General features: G+C 74.0%; 17 protein-coding genes. 14 read left to right on the forward strand and 3 right to left on the reverse strand.

The window, feature by feature from the left end; all coding sequences use genetic code 11:
• From ACFQ8T_RS12715 to ACFQ8T_RS12750, 8 genes are all read left to right on the forward strand, one after another.
• Nucleotides 1-1,350, forward strand: coding sequence for an extracellular solute-binding protein (locus tag ACFQ8T_RS12715; RefSeq protein WP_430546894.1), 1,350 nt, complete (start codon nucleotides 1-3; stop codon nucleotides 1,348-1,350).
• 109 nt (nucleotides 1,351-1,459) lie between these two features.
• Nucleotides 1,460-2,389: a carbohydrate ABC transporter permease gene (locus ACFQ8T_RS12720; protein WP_430546895.1), complete on the forward strand. Its 930-nt coding sequence runs from the start codon at nucleotides 1,460-1,462 to the stop codon at nucleotides 2,387-2,389.
• Nucleotides 2,386-3,327, forward strand: coding sequence for a carbohydrate ABC transporter permease (locus ACFQ8T_RS12725; RefSeq protein ID WP_430546896.1), 942 nt, complete (start codon nucleotides 2,386-2,388; stop codon nucleotides 3,325-3,327). The genes ACFQ8T_RS12720 and ACFQ8T_RS12725 overlap by 4 nt, the downstream gene beginning before the upstream one ends.
• 1 nt (nucleotide 3,328) lies before the next feature.
• Complete coding sequence (locus tag ACFQ8T_RS12730; RefSeq protein ID WP_430546897.1) at nucleotides 3,329-4,336, forward strand: ROK family protein; 1,008 nt, start codon at nucleotides 3,329-3,331, stop codon at nucleotides 4,334-4,336.
• Nucleotides 4,333-5,664 carry an extracellular solute-binding protein gene (locus ACFQ8T_RS12735; RefSeq protein ID WP_430546898.1) on the forward strand — a complete coding sequence of 444 codons (1,332 nt, stop codon included), beginning with the start codon at nucleotides 4,333-4,335 and terminating at the stop codon, nucleotides 5,662-5,664. The genes ACFQ8T_RS12730 and ACFQ8T_RS12735 overlap by 4 nt, the downstream gene beginning before the upstream one ends.
• 136 nt (nucleotides 5,665-5,800) lie before the next feature.
• Nucleotides 5,801-6,583, forward strand: a complete 783-nt coding sequence (nagB, locus tag ACFQ8T_RS12740; protein WP_430546899.1) for a glucosamine-6-phosphate deaminase — start codon at nucleotides 5,801-5,803, stop codon at nucleotides 6,581-6,583.
• Nucleotides 6,584-6,657: 74 nt separating this feature from the next.
• A complete protein-coding gene (locus ACFQ8T_RS12745; RefSeq protein WP_380244530.1) occupies nucleotides 6,658-6,975 on the forward strand; it encodes a DUF3039 domain-containing protein in 318 nt (105 codons plus the stop codon).
• 38 nt (nucleotides 6,976-7,013) lie between these two features.
• Entirely contained in the window at nucleotides 7,014-8,828 is a 1,815-nt protein-coding gene (locus ACFQ8T_RS12750) for a DEAD/DEAH box helicase (RefSeq protein WP_430546955.1), read from the forward strand.
• A 19-nt stretch (nucleotides 8,829-8,847) separates the two neighbouring features.
• Here ACFQ8T_RS12750 and ACFQ8T_RS12755 read toward each other — a convergent pair whose 3' ends face one another.
• A complete protein-coding gene (locus tag ACFQ8T_RS12755) occupies nucleotides 8,848-10,281 on the reverse strand; it encodes a nicotinate phosphoribosyltransferase (protein ID WP_430546900.1) in 1,434 nt (477 codons plus the stop codon).
• Nucleotides 10,282-10,376: 95 nt separating this feature from the next.
• Here ACFQ8T_RS12755 and clpS point away from each other — a divergent pair, with 95 nt between their 5' ends.
• The 5 genes from clpS (at nucleotide 10,377) to ACFQ8T_RS12780 (ending at nucleotide 13,648) form a co-directional block, all read left to right on the forward strand.
• Nucleotides 10,377-10,769: an ATP-dependent Clp protease adapter ClpS gene (gene clpS, locus ACFQ8T_RS12760; protein WP_430546901.1), complete on the forward strand. Its 393-nt coding sequence runs from the start codon at nucleotides 10,377-10,379 to the stop codon at nucleotides 10,767-10,769.
• Nucleotides 10,766-11,503, forward strand: coding sequence for a DUF2017 family protein (locus tag ACFQ8T_RS12765; RefSeq protein WP_430546902.1), 738 nt, complete (start codon nucleotides 10,766-10,768; stop codon nucleotides 11,501-11,503). Before clpS ends, ACFQ8T_RS12765 begins: the two co-directional genes overlap by 4 nt.
• Nucleotides 11,504-11,619: 116 nt before the next feature.
• Complete coding sequence (gene murI, locus ACFQ8T_RS12770; protein ID WP_430546903.1) at nucleotides 11,620-12,423, forward strand: glutamate racemase; 804 nt, start codon at nucleotides 11,620-11,622, stop codon at nucleotides 12,421-12,423.
• The gene (locus ACFQ8T_RS12775) at nucleotides 12,420-13,226 is read left to right on the forward strand and encodes an MBL fold metallo-hydrolase (RefSeq protein WP_430546904.1); all 807 of its coding nucleotides are present in this window, start codon (nucleotides 12,420-12,422) and stop codon (nucleotides 13,224-13,226) included. The genes murI and ACFQ8T_RS12775 overlap by 4 nt, the downstream gene beginning before the upstream one ends.
• A gap of 17 nt (nucleotides 13,227-13,243) precedes the next feature.
• The gene (locus ACFQ8T_RS12780) at nucleotides 13,244-13,648 is read left to right on the forward strand and encodes a DUF3054 domain-containing protein (RefSeq protein WP_430546905.1); all 405 of its coding nucleotides are present in this window, start codon (nucleotides 13,244-13,246) and stop codon (nucleotides 13,646-13,648) included.
• Nucleotides 13,649-13,666: 18 nt separating this feature from the next.
• Here ACFQ8T_RS12780 and rdgB read toward each other — a convergent pair whose 3' ends face one another.
• Nucleotides 13,667-14,344 carry an RdgB/HAM1 family non-canonical purine NTP pyrophosphatase gene (gene rdgB / locus ACFQ8T_RS12785; protein WP_430546906.1) on the reverse strand — a complete coding sequence of 226 codons (678 nt, stop codon included), beginning with the start codon at nucleotides 14,342-14,344 and terminating at the stop codon, nucleotides 13,667-13,669.
• 2 nt (nucleotides 14,345-14,346) lie between these two features.
• Nucleotides 14,347-15,117, reverse strand: a complete 771-nt coding sequence (gene rph, locus ACFQ8T_RS12790; protein WP_430546907.1) for a ribonuclease PH — start codon at nucleotides 15,115-15,117, stop codon at nucleotides 14,347-14,349.
• A 37-nt stretch (nucleotides 15,118-15,154) separates the two neighbouring features.
• On the opposite strand from rph, the gene ACFQ8T_RS12795 reads away from it, so the two are divergent.
• Entirely contained in the window at nucleotides 15,155-16,810 is a 1,656-nt protein-coding gene (locus tag ACFQ8T_RS12795; protein WP_430546908.1) for an ATP-binding cassette domain-containing protein, read from the forward strand.
• The last annotated feature ends 55 nt before the right edge of the window (nucleotides 16,811-16,865 follow it).

A 16,865-nucleotide genomic window follows, 5' to 3' on the forward strand; every position in this document is an offset into this window, starting at 1 on the left:
GTGAAGAGGACCCGTGTGGTCGCCACCGGCGTGGCGACGAGCCTGACCCTGGCGCTCGCGCTCGCCGCGTGCGCGCCCGCCGACGACGAGGGGACCGGCGAGTCCGGCGGCACCCCCGAGGCCGGCGACATCACCCTGTGGCTCGCCGGTGCCGACACCAACGACGACCTGCGCAAGTACCTGGTCGACACGTTCGCCGAGGAGAACCCCGGCTCGACGCTGACGATCGAGGAGCAGGACTGGACCGACCTGGTCACCAAGCTCACGACCGCGCTGCCCGACGCCGCCAACACCCCGGACGTCGTCGAGATCGGCAACACGCAGGCGCCGACGTTCACCTACGCGGGCGCGTTCCGCGAGATCTCGCCGGAGCTGTACGACGAGCTGGGCGGCGACAAGCTGCTGCAGTCGTTCGTCGATGCCGGTTCGATCGACGAGGCCAAGTACGCGCTGCCCTACTACTACGGCTCGCGCTACATGTTCTACCGCAAGGACATCTGGCAGAAGGCCGGCCTCGAGGTGCCCAAGACGCTCGAGGAGTTCGGCGACTCCGTCAAGGAGCTCACCTCCAAGAAGCAGTCCGGGTTCGCGATGGGCGGGCAGGACTGGCGCAACGGCATCTCCTGGGTCTTCGCGAACGGCGGCGAGCTCGCCGTCAAGGACGGCGACCAGTGGGCCTCCACGCTGTCCGACCCGAACACGGTCAAGGGCCTCGAGCAGTGGCAGGACGTCTTCGAGAACGCGTCGAACCTGCCGGCGACGGCCAAGGACGAGGCGTACTGGGACTTCATCAACGACGGCACCGACGGCGAGGCGCCCGAGGGCGCGACCATCATGGCGCCGGGCTGGGCCCGCTGGTCCATCGGCGACCTCACGAAGGGTGACGACGGCAAGGAGGTGCGCGACGGCATGGCGGACGACAAGAAGTTCGACATCTTCGCGCTGCCGGGCGTCGACGGCGGCGTGGCCCCCGTGTTCGCCGGCGGCTCGAACGTCGCGGTGTCCGCGAAGTCGCAGCACCCGGAGCTCGCGGAGAACCTGCTGCGGATCATCTACTCGGACGAGTACCAGACGATGCTCGCCAAGGCGGGCCTGGGGCCGGCCAACACGGACTTCAACAAGCTCATGACCGTGGACGCCGACGGCAACCCGGACAAGTTCGGCGAGGTCACCGTGGAGACCGCCGAGGCGTCGAAGCTCACCCCCGCCGCACCCGGCTGGGCCGCCGTGGAGGGCGCCTCGGTCTACGAGGAGCTCTTCCAGAAGATCGCCGAGGGCGGTGACGTGACGGCACTCGCCAAGCAGTACGACGAGAAGCTCACGCCGATGCTCAACGGCCAGGCGGGCTGACCCCCCTTCAGCCCCCACCCCTGACGGGCGGAGCGGTGCCACGTCGCTGGTCCCCCCACCAGCTCCACCGCTCCGCCCGTCATCCACGACCACCGGGAAGGAGGACCGCATGACCACCGCGACACCCGCGTCCACCATCGCGATCCGCCGTCGGCGCCAGCCGGCCACCCCCTACCTCCTGCTGCTCCCCGCGGTGCTGATCCTGCTCGTCGGTCTCGGGTACCCCGTGTACTGGCAGGTCGTGACCTCGCTGCAGGAATACGGGATGATGCAGCAGTTCGGCGCGCCCCCCACCTTCGCCGGGCTGGACAACTACGCGCGGATCTTCTCCGACGACCGGCTCTGGACCGTCGTGGGACGCTCGATCCTCTTCTGCCTCGTGAACGCGTTCCTCACGGTGGCGATCGGCCTCGGGCTGGCGCTGCTGATGAAGGCCGTGCACGCCGCCGTGCGCATCACGCTGCAGATCGTGCTCCTGCTGGCCTGGGCGACCCCGCTCGTGGCCGCGGTGACCGTCTTCCGGTGGCTCTTCGACTACCGCTCCGGCGTCGTCAACTGGCTGCTCGTGCAGATCGGCCTCGACCAGTACCAGGGCTACGCCTGGCTCGCGCAGCCGCTGACGTTCTTCGTCGTCGCGACCCTGGTCATCGTGTGGATGTCGGTGCCGTTCGTGGCGATGTCGCTGTACGCCGGCCTCACGCAGGTCTCCGAGGAGGTCCTCGAGGCCGCGCGGCTCGACGGCGCGCGGCCCGCGCAGATCCTGCGCCACATCCTGCTGCCGCTGGTGCGCCCGGTGCTCGCCATCGTGCTGCTGCTGCAGATCATCTGGGACCTGCGGGTGTTCGCGCAGATCCGCCTGCTGCAGGACGCCGGCGCCCCGATCTCCGAGACGAACCTGCTGGGCAACTTCATCTACGAGCTCGGCATCGGCAGCCAGGACTTCTCCGGCGCCGCCGCCGTCTCGATCTTCGTCCTGCTGCTCACGGTGCTGCTCGCCGCGCCGTACGTGCGCAGCCTCATGAAGGAGGACGCCGCGTGAGCGCCGCGACCGAGACCGGGACCGAGACTGCGCGGCCCGCCGCCACGCCCGTCGTGCGCGACGCCGCCGCGGCGGCGCGCCGCCCCCGACCGCGGGTCGGCAAGATCCTGCTGGGCGTCCTGGGCATCGTCCTGTCCCTCGTGTGGGCGTTCCCCGTCTACTGGATGCTGCTGTCGGCCGTCACCCCGGCCGCGCGCCTCAAGGCGAGCACGCCGAGCTTCCTGCCCACCCACTTCACGCTCGCGAACTTCACCAGCGTCCTGACGGGCTCCGGCTTCGGCGGGGCCCTGCGCATGAGCCTGATGATCACGGGTGTGACGATCGTGCTCGTCCTCGCGTTCGCGTTCCTCGCCGCGCTGGCCATCAGCCGCTGGCGCTTCCGCGGCCGCACGAGCTTCGTCCTGGCCGTGCTGTTCATCCAGATGCTGCCCGCCGAGGGCCTGTTCATCGCGCAGTACAAGATGCTCTCGACGGTGGGGGAGAGCACGCCCGTGCTCGGCCTCAACTCGGTGCTCGGCATCTCGATCCTGTACACGGCGATGCTGGTGCCGTTCACGATCTGGATGCTGCGGGGCTTCGTCGCCGGCATCCCGGCCGAGCTCGAGGAGGCGGCCATGGTCGACGGCCTCTCGCGGACCAAGGCGTTCCTGCGGATCACGTTCCCGCTGCTCGCGCCGGGCCTCGTCGCCTCGGGCGTGTACGCGTTCCTGCAGGCGTGGAACGAGTTCACGACGGCGCTCGTGATCCTCCCGGCCGAGAGCCGGCAGACGCTGCCGATCTGGCTGCGCAGCTTCCTGTCGGCGTCGGCGAACCGCGGCATCGACTGGGGCGAGGTCATGGCGGCCTCGACGCTCATCGCGGTGCCGGTGATCGTCTTCTTCCTCTTCGTGCAGGGTCGGATGACGTCCGGCCTGGTCGCCGGGGCGGTGAAGGGCTGACGTGGACGACGCCACACCCCTGAACCCGCCGGGCCCCGCGGGCCCCACCGTCGGTCTCGACATCGGCGGGACCAAGACCCTCGCCGTCCTGCTGGACGCGGCCGGCGCCACCGTGGCGCAGGCCCGGCTGGCCACCGAGCGCGGCCCCGCCGGCGTCGTCGCGGGCGCGGCCCGTGCCGTGCGCGGCGTCGCACGGCAGGCCGGCGTCGAGCTCGCGGACGTCGTCGGCGTGGGCGTGGGCATGCCCGGTCTCGTCGACCCCGCCGCCGGGACGGTGCGGCACGCCGTGAACGTGGGCGTGGACGCCTCGCCGCTGGCTCTCGCCCGGCTGCTGGGCGACGAGCTCGGCGGGATCCCCGTCGGGCTGGAGAACGACCTCAACGTGGCGGCGCTCGGCGCCGCGCACCTGGAGGCCGCCGCGGCGGGCACGCCGCGGGCGCGGGTGGACCTCGCGTTCCTCGCGCTCGGCACCGGCCTGGCCGCGGGCCTCGTGCTCGACGGCGAGCTGCGGCGCGGCTTCGGCGGCGCGGCCGGCGAGATCGGGCACGTCCCGGTGGACCCGTCCGGCCCCGTGTGCCCGTGCGGGCAGCGCGGCTGCCTCGAGCTGTACGCGTCCGGGACGGCCGTCGCCCGGCTCTGGCCGGTCCGCACCGGCCGCCCCGCGCCGGTGGAGCTGTTCGAGGCGGCGGAGCGCGGCGTCCCCGCGGCGCTCGAGGCGCGCGACGCCTACGCCTCGGCCGTGGCCGCGGCCGTGCGCATGCTGGTCCTCACGGTCGACGTCAAGCACGTCGTGCTGGGCGGCGGCGTCGCGCAGCTCGGCGAGCCGCTCCTGGACGCCGTGCGCACCGCGCTGGTCCGCGAGTCGCGGGACTCCGGGTTCCTCGGCTCGCTGCACCTGGCCGACCGCGTCCGGCTGGCCCCGGGCCGCGTGCCCGTGGGCGCCGTCGGCGCCGCCGTCGTGGGGCGGTCGGTCGCCGGTCGCGCCCCGCTGAACGGGGTGGCGTCGTGACCGCGCGCCGGGCGGGGGCCATCACCGCGGGCGTGACCGCGGGCCTGCTCACGGTCGCGCTGACCGGGTGCTCCGTGCTCGGCACGGGGGCGGAGCCCGCGGCGCCGGACACGGACCTCACGATGTGGCTGGTCGGTGAGGACACGACGCCGGAGCTCCGCGAGTTCCTCGTGCAGAAGTTCGAGGACGAGCACCCGGGCGCCACCCTGACGATCGAGCAGCAGGAGTGGGGCGACCTCGTCGCCGACCTCACCGAGGCGCTGGAGGACCCTGCCACCACGCCGGACGTCGTCGAGATCGGCAACACGCAGTCCCCGACGTTCACCACCACGGGCGCGTTCCGCGAGATCTCGCCGGAGCTGTACGACGAGCTGGGCGGCGACAAGCTGCTGCAGTCGTTCGTCGACGCGGGGTCGGTGGACGGCCGCCACTACGCGCTGCCGTATTACTTCGGCTCGCGGTACGTCTTCTACCGCAAGGACGTGTGGGGCGCGGCGGGGCTCGACAAGCCGACGACGCTGGCCGAGTTCGGCGAGTCCGTCAAGGCGCTCACGGACGACGACCACGCCGGGTTCGCGATGGGCGGCCAGGACTGGCGCAACGGCATCTCCTGGGTGTTCGCCGCCGGCGGGGACCTCGCGGTGAAGGAGGGCGACGGCTGGGTCTCGACCCTGTCCGACCCGAAGACCGTCGAGGGCCTCGAGATGTGGCAGGACGTGTACGAGAACGCGTCGTACCTGCCGTCCACGGAGAAGGACGTCGAGTACTGGGACTTCCTCAACGACGGCGTCGAGGAGGCGCCGCCCGCCGCCGCCACGATCATGGCTCCCGCGTGGGCGCGGTGGTCGATCGGCCACCTCGTGCGCAACGACGAGGGCGAGCTGGTGCGCGACGGGATGAAGGACACCGACACGTTCGGCATCTTCGCCCTGCCCGGTCTGGACGGCGGCCTGGCCCCCGTCTTCGCCGGCGGTTCGAACATCGCGGTCTCGGCCACGTCGCCGAGCCCCGGGCTGGCCGAGGACGTGCTGCGCGTCGTCTTCTCCGACGAGTACCAGGAGAAGCTCGCCGCCGCCGGGCTCGGGCCCGCGAAAGAGGACGCCCAGGAGCTCATGAAGGGCGACAGGTACGGCCGGCTCATGGTCCGCACGGCCGCCGCGTCGAAGCTCACCCCGCCTGCACCCGGGTGGGCCTCGATCGAGGACGCCGGGGTGTACGAGGACCTGTTCGGCCGCATCGCCGACGGCGGTGACGTCGCGACCCTCGCGCAGGAGTTCGACGCGCGCCTCACGCCGATGCTCAACGCGCCGGCGGTGGCCGAGGACTGACCCGTCGCGGGCACCGGCGCGGACCACGCACGGACCACGCACGGACCACGCACGGACCACGCACGGACCATGCACGATGACGGCACGACGACGGGATGATGGACCCGATCCCGCCCCCCGAGAGACTGGAGCCCCCATGGAAGTCGTGATCGCCCCCGCCCAGGAGCTCGCCGTGCTGGCGGCCGACGCGATCGAGGCGCTGCTGCGCCGCAACCCGGCCACGGTGCTGGGGCTGGCGACGGGGTCGAGCCCGTTGCGGGTGTACGACGAGCTCGCGCGTCGTCACCGCGAGGACGGGCTGTCGTTCGCCGAGGCCCGGGGCTTCATGCTGGACGAGTACGTGGGCCTGGACGCGGGTCACCCGCAGCGGTACCGCAACGTGATCGAGACGGAGATCGCCTCGCGGGTCGAGTGGCCCGCGGAGCAGGTGTCGGGGCCGGACGGCCTCGCGGAGGACATCCCGGCGGCCTGCGCGGCGTACGAGCGGGCGATCGAGGACGCCGGCGGGGTGGACCTGCAGATCCTGGGGATCGGCACGGACGGCCACATCGCGTTCAACGAGCCGGGGTCCTCGCTGGCGTCGCGCACGCGCATCAAGACGCTCACGGCGCAGACGCGCGTGGACAACGCGCGCTTCTTCGACGACGACGTGGAGCAGGTGCCCACCCACTGCCTCACCCAGGGGCTGGGCACGATCATGCAGGCGCGGCACCTGGTGCTGCTGGCCACCGGGCGGCAGAAGGCCGAGGCGGTGCACCAGCTGGTGGAGGGCCCGATCTCCGCGATGTGGCCCGGCACCGTGATGCAGCTGCACCCGCACGCCACGGTGCTGGTCGACGACGCGGCCGCCTCACGGCTCCAGCTCGGCGACTACTACCGCCAGACGTTCGCCTCCAAGCCCGGCTGGCAGGGCCTGTGATCCGTGCCCGGATCCGCGGCACGGGGGCCGGCGAGGCGGGGGAGCGTCGGGGGGTCCGTCGTAGACTGCCCGGCATGAGCGATCCCCTCTCCACCCCGCCCGCCGACCCCTCGCAGGACACCGGGGCCGGCACCAGCGTGCTGGAGCGCCCCGACACCCGCGAGCAGGCCGCGGAGCCGGGCGACCACGAGCGTTTCGCGCACTACGTGCGCAAGGAGAAGATCATGGAGTCGGCCCTGTCGGGCAAGCCCGTGATCGCGCTCTGCGGCAAGGTGTGGGTGCCGGGCCGCGACCCGTCGAAGTTCCCGGTCTGCCCCGTCTGCAAGGAGATCTACGACGGCCTCCGCGACCCGCAGGACGGCGAGGGCGGCGAGGGCGACTCCGGCAAGTGAGCGCACAGCCGCTTCCCGAGCCCGAGTCCACCCCTGATCTGTTCGCCGCCGCTGCGGAACCGGTCAAGCCGCTGCCGCAGTCGCCGTCGTCGTCCGCGGCGTCGCACCTCAGCCCGGCGTTCCCGCGCCGCGCGCCCTGGGGCACGGCGTCCAACCTGCGTGCCTGGCAGGCCGAGGCGCTCGACCTGTACCGGCGCCGCGACCCGCGGGACTTCCTCGCGGTCGCGACGCCCGGCGCCGGCAAGACGACGTTCGCCCTCCGCGTGGCCACGGAGCTGCTCGAGGCGGGCATCGTGCGCCGCGTGACCGTCGTCGCGCCGACCGAGCACCTCAAGCACCAGTGGGCGGACGCCGCCGCGCGCGTCGGCATCAGGATCGACCCGTCGTTCAAGAACAGCCAGGGCCGGCACGGCTCGCACTACGACGGCGTCGCCCTGACGTACGCGCAGGTCGCGGCCAAGCCCGCGCTGCACCGCGCCCGGACCGAGGCGGCGCGCACGCTCGTCATCCTCGACGAGGTGCACCACGGCGGCGACGCCCTGAGCTGGGGCGAGGCCGTCCGCGAGGCGTTCGAGGACGCCACGCGCCGTCTGGCGCTGACCGGCACGCCGTTCCGCTCGGACACCGCGCCGATCCCGTTCGTCACGTACGAGGAGGACCGCGAGGGGATCCGCCGGTCCAAGGCCGACTACACGTACGGCTACGGCGACGCGCTGCGCGACCACGTCGTGCGGCCCGTGCTGTTCATGACGTACTCGGGCAACATGCGCTGGCGCACCAAGGCCGGCGACGAGGTCAGCGCCCGCCTCGGCGAGGCGATGACGAAGGACATGCACGCCCAGGCGTGGCGCACCGCGCTGGACCCGAACGGCGAGTGGATCCCGTCCGTGCTCGCCGGGGCCGACAAGCGGCTCACGGAGATGCGCCGCGCCGTCCCCGACGCCGGCGGCCTCGTCATCGCGACCGACCAGACGGACGCGCGCGCCTACGCGGGCCACCTGGCCCGGCTGACCGGTCAGAGCCCGACCGTCGTCCTGTCCGACGACGACGGCGCCAGCGCCCGCATCGACGAGTTCGCGCAGGGCGACTCGCGATGGATGGTCGCCGTGCGCATGGTGTCCGAGGGCGTGGACGTGCCGCGCCTCGCTGTCGGCGTGTACGCGACCAGCACCTCGACGCCCCTGTTCTTCGCGCAGGCGGTCGGCCGCTTCGTGCGCGCCCGCAAGCGCGGCGAGACGGCGTCCGTGTTCCTGCCGAGCGTGCCGCTGCTCCTGGAGCTGGCCAACGGCATGGAGCTCGAGCGCGACCACGCGCTCGACCGCCCCAAGACCGCCGAGGAGCAGGGGATCGAGTACGACCCCGAGGCGGCGCTCCTCGCGGCCGCGAACAAGGAGGAGAAGGCGTCGGGGGAGCTCCTCGGCTCCTTCGAGGCGCTCGAGGCGCAGGCGTCGTTCGACCGGGTCCTGTTCGACGGCGGCGAGTTCGGCACGGGCGCGGACGTCGGCTCCGCGGAGGAGCTCGACTTCCTCGGCCTGCCGGGCCTGCTCGAGGCCGACCAGGTCACCACGCTGCTGCGGCAGCGGCAGGCGCAGCAGGTGCGCGGGCGCGGCGGCGCGACGGCGTCGGAGGCCGCGCTCGAGCAGTCGGAGGCCGAGCACCGGCGGGCAGCCGACCTGCGCAAGGAGCTGTCCAAGCTGGTGTCCGCGTGGGCGCGCAAGAGCAGCACCCCGCACGGCTCCGTGCACAACGAGCTGCGCCGCCGGTGCGGCGGGCCCGAGGTCCCGTTGGCCACGGCCGACCAGCTCGCCGCGCGCGTCGAGATGGTGCGCGGCTGGTTCGTCGGGAAGAAGTAGGCCCGGGCGCCGGCGCGGCTCAGCGGAGGACGAGGTCCACGGTGGGGATGGCCGGGTCGCCGGCGGACAGCCGGCGGCCGCCGCGGGGCAGCTCCGCGCGCGCCTGGAGGTGGTGGCGGGCCGCGTTCTGCACGCCGTAGGCACCCACCCAGCGGGAGTCGACGGCGCCGTCCACGACGAGCGGCACGAGCAGGCTGCGCAGGTCGGGACGCTCGCCGTCGGCGGTCTCGCCGACCTGTCCGCCGTCCTCGGGGGACCAGGCCACGACGAGGTCGTCCGGGCCGGTGACGAGGACCTCCTCGACCGCGCGCCCGTCCGGCCCGTAGCGCCGCGCCGCCCCCTTGCGACCGCCCTGGCTCGTCTTGTGCGTGGACGCCTTCGCCACCGGCTGCAGCACGCCGGACGGGTCGGCGCGCGCGACGAGCTTGTAGACCATGCCGCAGGTGGGCGCGCCGGAGCCCGTGACGAGCGACGTCCCGACGCCGTACACGTCCACGGGCATCGCCGCGAGCCCGGCGATCGCGTGCTCGTCGAGGTCGGACGTCACGACGATCTTCGTGCCGGTGGCGCCCAGCTCGTCGAGCTGGCGGCGCACCTCGACGGCGAGGACGCCGAGGTCGCCCGAGTCGAGGCGGACCGCGCCGAGCGACGTCCCGCCCGCGGCGATCGCGTTCTCGACGCCGCGCCGGACGTCGTAGGTGTCGACCAGCAGGGTGGTGCCCGACCCGAGCGACGCGATCTGGGAGTCGAACGCCGAGCGCTCGTCGTCGTGCAGGAGCGTGAACGCGTGCGCAGCGGTGCCGATGGTGTCGAGGCCGTACCGCATGCCCGCCTCGAGGTTCGACGTGCCCGTGAAGCCGCCGACGACGGCGGCGCGGGCGGCCGCCACGGCCGCCTGCTCGTGCGCGCGGCGCGAGCCCATCTCCAGCACGGGGCGGTCCACGGCGGCGCTGGTCATCCGCGACGCGGCCGACGCGATGGCGGAGTCGTAGTTGAGGATCGACAGGATCAGCGTCTCGAGCAGCACGGCCTCGGCGAACGTGCCCTCGACCTGCAGCACCGGCGAGCCGGGGAAGAAGATCTCGCCCTCCGCGTAGCCCTGGACGCTGCCCGTGAAGCGGTAGCCGCGCAGGAAGTCGAGGGTCCGGTCGTCGACGACGCCGGCGCGTTCGAGGTAGGCGAGCTCGGCGTCACCGAAGCGGAAGTGCGCGAGCGCCTCGAGGATGCGCCCGGTGCCCGCGAGGACGCCGTACCGTCGCCCGGCCGGTAGCCGACGCGTGAACACCTCGAACACGCAGTGGCGGTGGGCGGTGCCGTCCGCGAGGGCCGCCTGCAGCATCGTCAGCTCGTACCGGTCGGTGAGGAGGGCGACCGACGGACGGACGGACGGGAGCGGGGCGGCCGGGACGGCCTGCAGCGACGGGGCGGCGCCGCCCCGGGGCTCGTCGATCATGGGGACACGGTAGGGCTCCTGCGCTGGTCCGGCAGGGCGAAGCCCGCCAGGCGGACGGTCGACGACCGGTGGACGGCTGTGCCTACGCTGGGCGGGTGAACGGGCAGACGACGACGGGCGCGAGGCTCGCGACAGCGGCCGCGGCGACCGAGGCGGCGGGGGACACCCAGGTCGACACCCGGGAGGACGCGGCGGCCGCCGTCGCGGACCCCTGGGTGACGATCGTGTGGAACGACCCGGTGAACCTCATGTCGTACGTGAGCTACGTCTTCGAGAGCTATTTCGGCTACCCGCCGGCGAAGGCGCAGAAGCTGATGCTGCAGGTGCACCACGACGGGCGCGCCGTGGTGTCGTCCGGGCCGCGCGAGCGCATGGAGGTGGACGTGCAGGCGATGCACGGGTTCGGGCTGTGGGCCACGCTGCGGCAGTCCGGCGCCTCGGACGGCGGCCCCGGCGGCGCCTCCGGCCACGACGGGGGTGCGGCATGACGCCGTTCCGGTCCGCGCCGGCGGGCTACGTCGCCCGATGGGACGACGTCGAGCGCGAGGTGCTCGGGCGCGTCGCGCGGGACGTCGCGGAGCTGGTGCGCGCGGAGTCGGGCCTGGAGCCCGGGATCGAGGTCGGCGACGGCGTCGCGTTCACGGGCGTCGCGCGGGTGCCGCAGGACCCGGCGGTGCAGCGCCTGCTGCCCGACGCGCACGACGAGGACGCCGACGTCGCTTCCGAGTTCCGGCACCTGACGCAGACGGACCTCGCGGCCGGGAAGGTGGCCCGGCTCGTCGCGTTCGCCGACGCGCTCGACTCCCCGGACGAGCTGCCGGACGACCCGCGCGACGGGGCCGAGCTCGTCGTGCCGCGCGAGTCCGCGCAGGAGTTCGCGGGCGCGCTCACCGACGTGCGACTCGTGCTGGCGGAGCGGCTGGGGCTGGTCGACGACGCGGACGTCGAGACGCTGCACGACGACGTCCTGGCCGGCATCGACGACGACGATGCCGACGAGGAGGCCGACGAGGAGGCCGACGAGGAGGCCGACGAGGAGGCCGACGAGGAGGACGACGAGGAGGACGACGCCCCGGACGAGTACGCCGGCTGGGAGCGGGTCGGGCTGTCGGGCCGCGAGCGGCGCTACTGGGGCGGGGTGTTCGTGGCTGCAGGGTTCGCGCAGGAGTCGCTGGTCGACGAGATGCTCGCGGAGCTGAGGGCAGGGCGCGCGGACGCCTGACAGCGTGGGTGGCGGACGTATCGGCGCAGGCGGGAGCGTCGCTGTGGCGGGCGCCACGCCGTGTCGCCGCTCACTCCCCGGGGTCGTGACGGTCTGTCGCGACTAGGCTTCCTCGCGTGAACGACGCCCCCATCGGGATCTTCGACAGCGGCGTCGGCGGGCTGACCGTCGCGCGCTCCATCCTCGACCAGCTTCCCCACGAGCAGGTGCTCTATCTGGGGGACACGGCGAACAGCCCGTACGGGCCGAAGCCGCTCGCCGCCGTGCGCGCGATGGCGCTCGACGTGATGGACCGCCTGGTCGACGAGGGCGTGAAGATGCTGGTCATCGCCTGCAACTCCGCGACCGCGGTGGCGCTGCCCGACGCCCGCGAGCGGTACACCGTGCGGCGCGGCATCCCCGTCGTCGAGGTGATCCGGCCCGCGGCCCGGCGGGCGGTGCTCACGTCCAAGACCGGGCGCATCGGCGTCATCGGCACGAAGACCACCGTCGACTCCCGCGCGTACGACGACGCCTTCCACGTGACGCCGGGGCTGGAGATCACCACGCAGGCGTGCCCGGACTTCGTGCCGCTCGTCGAGCGCGGGCTGACGTCCGGCCCCGAGGTCATGGAGGTCGCCCACCGCTACCTCGACCCGGTGAAGGCCGCGGGCGTCGACACGCTCGTCCTGGGGTGCACGCACTACCCGCTGCTGGCGGGCGCCGTCTCCTACGTGATGGGCGAGGACGTCACGCTCGTGTCCAGCGCCGAGGAGACGGCGAAGGACGTGTACCGCAACCTCGTGCAGCACGGCCTGGAGCGCTCGACGGACGCACCCCCGCCGGTGCACCGGTTCCTGGCCACCGGGGAGCCCGAGCCGTTCGAGCGGCTCGCGCGCCGGTTCCTGGGCCCGGAGGTGACCCTGGTGGAGGCCGCATGAGGCTCGTCACCGTGGGGGTCTCGGGGTCCTTCCCCGGGCCGGCGTCGCCCGCGTCCGCGTACCTGCTGCAGGCGCACGACGGCGAGCGCGACTGGAACGTCGTGCTCGACCTCGGCAACGGGGCGCTCGGCGCCCTGCAGCGGCACGTCGACCCGCTCGACCTGGACGCCGTCGCGCTGTCCCACCTGCACCCCGACCACTGCGCGGACCTGTCCGGGCTGTACGTGTACCTGCGGTACCACCCGGAGCGGGGCGGCACCCGCACGGGCGTCGGGCGCCGGCTGTCGGTGCTCGGGCCGAGCACGACGGCGGACCGCGCGGCGGCGATGTACGGACTGACCGCGGGGGAGTCGATGGACGGCGAGTACGACGTCCGCGCCTGGCAGCCGGGGACGCCGGTGCAGGTCGGCCCGTTCGAGCTGGAGCCGTTCGCGGTGTACCACCCGGTCGAGGCGTACGGCATCCGCGTGACGGGGCCGTCGTCGGTGCGCCCGGGGGAGCGGGCGACGCTCGTCTACTCCGGCGATACGGACGCGTGCGAGGGCCTCGTCGAGGGCGCCCGCGGGGCCGACCTGTTCCTGTGCGAGGCGGCCTTCCACGAGGGGCGCGACGACGACGTCGAGCGCGGTATCCATCTCACCGGCCTGCGGGCGGGCGAGGCCGCCGCGGCCGCCGGGGTGCGGAGCCTGCTGCTCACCCACCTGCCGGTGTGGAACGCGCCGGACGTCGCGATCGCGGAGGCCCGGTCGGCCTACGACGGACCGGTCGCCGTGGCGACGGCCGGCGGGGTGCACGAGCTGTGAGCGGTAGCCTCGGCCCCGTGAACGCTGCCCCGGCCCCCGCCTCCCCGACGACCCCGACGGCACGGCCCGCCTGGCCCGCCGCCGTCTGCGACCTCGTGTGCGTGCTCGTGTTCACCGTGGTGGGCACGCTCAGCCACGACACCGCGGGCGTCGGGCACGTCGCGCTGGTCGGGCTGCCGTTCGTCGTCGGCCTCGCCGTCGGCTGGCTCGCGACGCGCGCCTGGCGCGCCCCCGCGCAGGTGTGGCCCACCGGCGTGGCCGTGTGGTTCGCCACCGTGGTGCTGGGCCTCGTGCTGCGGCCCGTGCTCGGCATCGGCGGCGTCGAGGTGTCCTTCGCGATCGTCACCGCCGTCTTCCTGGGCGTGACGATGCTGGGCTGGCGGGCGCTCGCGTCCCTCGCCGCCCGCCGCCGCACCTCCTGACGATCGCACCCGCAGCCGTCAGAGGGCGGCGGCGACCGCCGGGGCGAGGGCGCGGAACGCCTTGCCACGGTGGCTGATGGCGTTCTTCTCCGCCGGGGTGAGCTCGGACGACGTGCGCGCGCCGGGCGTGCCGTCGGCGGCCGGGGCCTGCTCGACCGGCACGTGGATCGGGTCGTAGCCGAAGCCGTTGCTCCCGCGCGGGGCGCGCACGAGGGTGCCGGGCATCTCGCCGAGGCACACCTCCTCGCGGCCGTCCGGGGTCACGAGCGCGGCCGCGCACACGAACGCCGCCGCGCGGTGCTCGTCGTGCACGTCGTCCAGCTGGGCGAGGAGGAGGCGGAGGTTCGCCTCGTCGTCGCCGTGCCTGCCCGACCAGCGGGCGGAGAAGATGCCGGGCGCACCGCCCATGACGTCGACGCTGAGGCCGGAGTCGTCCGCGACGGCGGGCAGGCCGGTCGCCGCGGCCAGCGCGCGGGCCTTGATCAGCGCGTTCTCGACGAACGACACGCCGTCCTCGACCGGCTCGGGGGCGCCGACGTCGGCCGCCGACACCACGGCCTCGTCCGGCAGGGCGTCCAGGCCGGGCTGGTCGCGCAGGATCGCGCGCAGCTCGGTGAGCTTGCCGCGGTTGTGCGTGGCCAGCACGAGGCGGGCGCCGGCGGGGACGGTCACGGTCGCGGGCGTCGCGTCGGGCACGGTCACAGCTCCTGCGCCAGCGCGGCGCGCTGGAGCTCGGTGAGCTCGGCGGTGCCGGCGACGGCGAGGTCGAGGAGGGCGTCGAGCTCGGCGCGGTCGAACGGCGCGTGCTCCGCGGTGCCCTGCACCTCGACGAACGTGCCCGAGCCCGTCGTCACGACGTTCATGTCCGTCTCGGCCCGCACGTCCTCGACGTAGGGCAGGTCGAGCATCGGGGTGCCGTCGATGATGCCGACGCTGACGGCCGCGACGGAGTCCGTGAGGACCTTCTTGCCGCCGGTCACGTGGCCGTGGCGGGTGCCCCACGCGACGGCGTCGGCGAGCGCGACGTACGCGCCCGTGATGGCCGCGGTGCGGGTGCCGCCGTCGGCCTGGAGGACGTCGCAGTCGAGGACGATCGTGTTCTCGCCGAGGGCGGCGACGTCGACGACGGCGCGCAGCGCACGGCCGATGAGGCGGGAGATCTCGTGCGTGCGGCCGCCGATCCTGCCCTTGACCGACTCGCGCTGGCTGCGCTCGTTCGTCGCGCGGGGGAGCATCGCGTACTCCGCGGTGACCCAGCCCTCGCCGGACCCCTTCTTCCAGCGCGGCACGCCCTCGGTGAACGAGGCCGTGCACAGCACGCGGGTGCTGCCGAACTCCACCAGCACGGAGCCCTCGGCGTTCTGGGTCCAGCCGCGCGTGATCGTCACCGGGCGGAGCTGAGAGGGCGTGCGGCCGTCGGCGCGGGGTGCACCGTCGGGCGTGGCGGCCTGGGAAGCGGGGGAAGTCATGCGGCCACCCTATGCGAGCCGCACGTAGGGTTGTCCGGTGCAGCTCACCGCCACGGACCTCGCGTTCGCCTACCCCGGCCGCCCGGTGCTCGACGGCGTCAGCCTGCGCGTCTCCGACGGCACCCGCCTCGGCGTGGTGGGGGAGAACGGGTCCGGCAAGTCGACCCTGCTGCACCTCCTGGTCGGCGACCTCACGCCGGGCCGCGGAGAGCTCCGGCGCAAGGGGAGCGTCGCGCTGGTGGAGCAGGAGCTCGCGACGACGTCGGGGGAGACGGTGGGCGACCTCGTGCGGCGCACGCTCGCCGACCTGCGTGCGCTCGCGGCCGAGATCGAGAAGGAGGCCGTGTCGTTCGACCACGAGACCGGGGACCTCCGCCGGCTGTCCGGGCTGCTGGCCCGTGCCGAGCACCTGGCCGCGTGGGACGCGGACCGGCGGGTCGACGTCGCGCTCACCCGCCTCGGCGCGGTACGCGACCCCGACCGGCGCCTCGACACCCTGTCCGTGGGGCAGCGGTACCGGGTGCGCCTCGCGTGCCGGCTCGCGGAGCGCGCCGACCTGCTGCTCCTCGACGAGCCCACCAACCACCTCGACGACTCCGCGATCGAGTTCCTCACCGGCGAGCTGGTCGCCTGGCAGGGCGGGGTGGTGGTCGTGACGCACGACCGCGAGCTGCTCGACGACGTCGCGACCGCCATCCTCGACCTCGACCCGTCGATGGACGGCAAGCCCGTCCTGTACGGGCAGCCGGGCTACCTCGCGTACCGGTTCGCGAAGAACCAGGCCCTGCACCGGTGGCGGCAGCGCTACCGCGCGGAGCAGGAGCGCGCCCGTGTGCTCGCCGAGCGGCTGGACGCGTCGTACGAGGGGCTGTCCGACGAGTGGCGGCCGCCCAAGGGGTCGCAGAAGCACCGCCGCGCCACGCGGGCCCGCACCCACGTCAAGGCCGCCGACCGGCTGATCGAGAAGCTCGAGGCCGAGGCCGTCGAGGTCCCCGTGCCGCCCGCGCGCCTCACGTTCCCGGACCTGCCGTCGATGTCGCCGGGGTGGGACCCGGGCGATCCCCTGGTCGAGCTCCGCTCGCCCCGGGTGCTGGCCGACGACGGCGGCGTACGCCTGGACCTGCCCGGCACCCGTGTCGCCGTGCCGCCGTCGGGCCGGCTGCTGGTCGTCGGGCCCAACGGCACGGGCAAGTCGACGCTGCTGACGGCGCTCGCGGGCCGGGTGGCGCTGGCCCGCGGCACCCGCTCGGTCACGCCCGGCGCCCGGCTGGGCGTCGTGGTCCAGGAGGCGGCGCCCGCGCGTCCCTCCGGCGCCACGCCGGGCGGGGACGCTCCGCAGACCGGCTTCGACGCCTACGCCGCCGAGGCGCTGGGGCTGCTGGAGCGCGGCGAGCTGGACCCGGAGCACGTCGTGCCGGTGGCGGCGCTGGGGCTGCTGAGCGAGGAGGACCTCGAGCGGCCGCTGGCGGAGCTGTCGGCCGGGCAGCGGCGCCGGTTCGAGCTCGCGCGGGCGCTGCTGCACGCGCCGCACCTGCTGCTGCTCGACGAGCCGACCAACCACCTGTCCGTGGACCTCGTGGACGAGCTGACCCGGGCCCTGGTCGCCACCCCCGCCGCCGTCGTCGTCGCCACCCACGACCGGCGCATGCGCGCGGACCTGGCGGACTGGCCCGTGCTGGACCTGGGGGCCTGACCCGGCCTCGCGTTGTCACGCATACACTGCCTCGTATCCGTGACAGCGACGAGGG

The sequence above is a fragment of the Isoptericola sp. NPDC056618 genome (assembly GCF_042792715.1).
GTDB lineage: Bacteria > Actinomycetota > Actinomycetes > Actinomycetales > Cellulomonadaceae > Isoptericola > Isoptericola nanjingensis.